The organism is Actinoplanes sp. NPDC048791, from assembly GCF_040650095.1.
Classification (GTDB): Bacteria; Actinomycetota; Actinomycetes; order Mycobacteriales; family Micromonosporaceae; genus Actinoplanes.
In genome coordinates this window covers 1-2,833 of record NZ_JBEZGQ010001041.1, presented here as the reverse complement: position 1 = coordinate 2,833, position 2,833 = coordinate 1, and the positions used below count along the sequence as shown (strand labels likewise).

Sequence of the window (2,833 nt, the reverse complement as noted above, 5' to 3'; positions counted from 1 at the left end):
CGGGGCGAGCTCAGCCGGGCTTCTTGAACTCTTCCTCCGGCTTGCCGTCCATGTAGTCGGCCACGGTGCGGTAGACCGCCGGATTCACGATGCCGTGCGACATCCGGTCGGTGTGCCCGGCCCAGTCCGGGTTGACCAGGTACCCGGCCACCACGAGCTGCTGGGTGCCGACCACCAGCGCGGCGGTCTTGTCGTCGTCGGTCGTACCGGTCTTGCCGAAGATCGGGTGACCGACGACGCGGCGCGCGTTCGCCTCGGTGGCGCCGCCGCAGTTGCCGAGCTGCGCGCGGTCCCCGACCGGGCAGCGGGCCGCGTCCAGCGCCTTGCGGGCGACGTCCTTGCTGGTCGCCCGGTTGCACTTGGGCTGGCCGATGTCGCTCTTCTTGCCGTCCTGGGTGTAGATCTGCTGGATCGGGGTGGGCGCGCAGTACATGCCGTCACCGGCGAGCGTCGCGTACGCGTTCGCGATGTCCAGCGGCGTCGAGGCCGAGACGCCGAGGGTGAACGCGCCCCACTGGTTCGCGGCCTCCTCGTTGTCGGCCATCTCCGCGTCCTTCTGCGCCCGGAACTTGACCCCGAACCGCTTGGCCACGTCGACCACGTTCTCCGCGCCGACCTTCTCCTGCAGCGGCACGAAGTACGTGTTCACCGAGCGGCCGAAGCCGGTCCACATGTTGAACGGGCCGACCTCGCTCTTGGAGGAGTTGCCGGGGCAGTAGAAGTGCGTGCCCGGGCAGGCCGCGTCGGAGCTCGGGTCGATGATGTAGCCGGACTTGTACCGCTCCTGGGCGTTGATCGTGAAGTCCGGCTCGAGCCCGCTCTCCAGCGCCGCGACCATGGTGAACATCTTGAACACCGAGCCGGCCTGGTAGCCGGTGATGTCGCCGCCACCGGTGATGATCGGGTTGGTCGTGTTCGGGTAGGTGCCGCGGATGCCCTCGGCCGCCTTCGCCGGGTCGGAGGAGATCTTGTTCTCCGGGTCGGCGGCGTTGTCCAGCTTGTACTTGCGGTTCGCCGCGAGGGTGCGGACCCGGCCGGAGCCGGGCTCGACGCCGGCCAGCAGCAACGCGTTGCGGTTGGTGTCCTTGATCAGCCCGGTGATCTCCTTGCGGGCCGCGCTCTGCGCCTTGACGTCGAGCGAGGTGACGATCCGGTAGCCGCCGGTCTTGAGCTGGCGCTCCCGGTCGTACGTGGTCTTGCCGAACGCCTCCTGGCTCAGCCACCAGCGGTAGAAGTAGTCGCAGAAGAAGCCCCAGTTGTTCTTCGCGACCGACACGCAGCCGTTGCCGGGCCGGTTGGTGGTGCGCCCGAGCTTGACCGCCTTGGCCTTGGTCGCGTCGTCCGGCTTCAGGTAGCCCAGGTCCCGCATGTTGTCGATGATGTAGTTGCGCCGGTCCAGCGCCTGCGGGTAGCCGCTGGCGGTGGTCGGGTCGAACGAGGTCGGCGCCTTCACCATGCCGGCCAGCAGGGCCGCCTCGGCGACCGTGAGGTCCTTGGGCTTCTTGCGGAAGTACACCTGGCTGCCGGCGTAGACCCCGTACGCGCCGTTGCCGAACGGGGCGATGTTCAGATAGCGCTCGAGGATCTCCTGCTTGGTGAGCTCCTTCTCGAGCTGCAGGGCGTACTTCATCTCGGAGAGCTTGCGCTCCGGGGTGTCCTTGGTGGCGTCGACGGCCTCCTGCGGGGTCTTCGCCGAGTACGCCAGGGTCATCCGGACGAGCTGCATCGTCAGCGTCGAGGCGCCCTGCTTGTCGCCGCCCTGCTTGTTGTTGACGAAGGCCCGGGCGACGCCTTTGAGGTCGACCCCGTTGTGCTTGTAGAACTGGTGGTCCTCGGCGGCCACGATCGCGTTCTGCATGTTGACCGAGATGTCCTTGAGCGGGACGTCACTGCGGAACTCGTCGAACATGACCGCGAGCTGGGTCTTGTTGTCGGCGGCGAAGACTCGCGTCACCTGCGGCGCCGTCTGCTGCTCGAGCTGGCTGGGCAACTGCGCGAACGTCTCCGACCCGGCCTTGGCCGCCAGCCCTGACATGGCGACGGCCGGGAACGAGGCTGCGGCGACCACCACGCCCGCCAGCAGCCCGCAGATCAGCAGTGATCCGGCGCTGGCGAACTTGTTGCGGTCGCGGGGAGGCGTAGGGGAAGTCACTCGAACCAGGTTAGTCATGAAGATCCAAGGCTGCCTCTCAGAGGTCGGTCTCGAGAGTGGCCACGTCACCGGTCCGGGCGGCCCTCGGGATGCGGGCCTTGGCGGCGGTGTCGCCGTGCAGGGCCCAACGCAGGAACTCTGTGGAGGTGACGGTGGTCGCCTCGAAATCGCCGGCCCGGGTGACGTGCCCGCCGTCGGTGATCGACAGCATCGCGCGTGACCAGGGAACCGCTGCGAACACGGCGTGTCCGGCCCGGTAGGTCACGGTGTTGTCCTTGCGGCCGTGCACGAAGAGCATCGCGGCGGACGGGCCGGTGAAGGGCATTCCCTGGAAGTCGGTGCCGGCCAGGACGACGCCTGCTTTGAGACGTTCATCACGATGCGCACTGAACAACCCGACCGTGGTGATTCCCCCGCCGGAGTGACCGGCGGCGCCCAGCCGGTCCGGGTCGATGATCGCACCCAGCGGATCGGTCAGCGCGAGCAGCGAGTCCAGCACCGCCGACGCGTCCTGCGGCTGGTTGACGATGTCCGGCGCGTAGAAGTCGGCCGCGCCGTACGAGGTGCGCGGGTAGGTCGGGCCGGCCACGACAAAACCGGCCTGGGCCCAGCGGGTGAGCATCGGGGCGTAGTCGCCGGGCTGCGCGGTCAGGCCGTGGCTGAACAGCACCAGCGGGAAGC

The 2,833-nt window shown here is 68.4% G+C and carries 2 protein-coding genes; both read right to left on the bottom strand.

The genetic code is table 11. The features are described from left to right. Positions 1–10 precede the first annotated feature (10 nt). Entirely contained in the window at positions 11–2,170 is a 2,160-nt protein-coding gene (locus AB0C29_RS41800) for a transglycosylase domain-containing protein (protein ID WP_360832895.1), read from the bottom strand. Between the two features lie 19 nt (positions 2,171–2,189). Further along, positions 2,190–2,833, bottom strand: a 644-nt coding sequence (locus tag AB0C29_RS41795) for a chlorophyllase (RefSeq protein WP_360832892.1), incomplete at its 5' end; no start/stop codon positions are given.

Coding starts and splice junctions, on each gene's coding strand:
- AB0C29_RS41800 (WP_360832895.1), bottom strand. CDS start 2,170: ATGACTAACCTGGTTCGAGTGACTTCCCCTACGCCTCCCCGCGACCGC.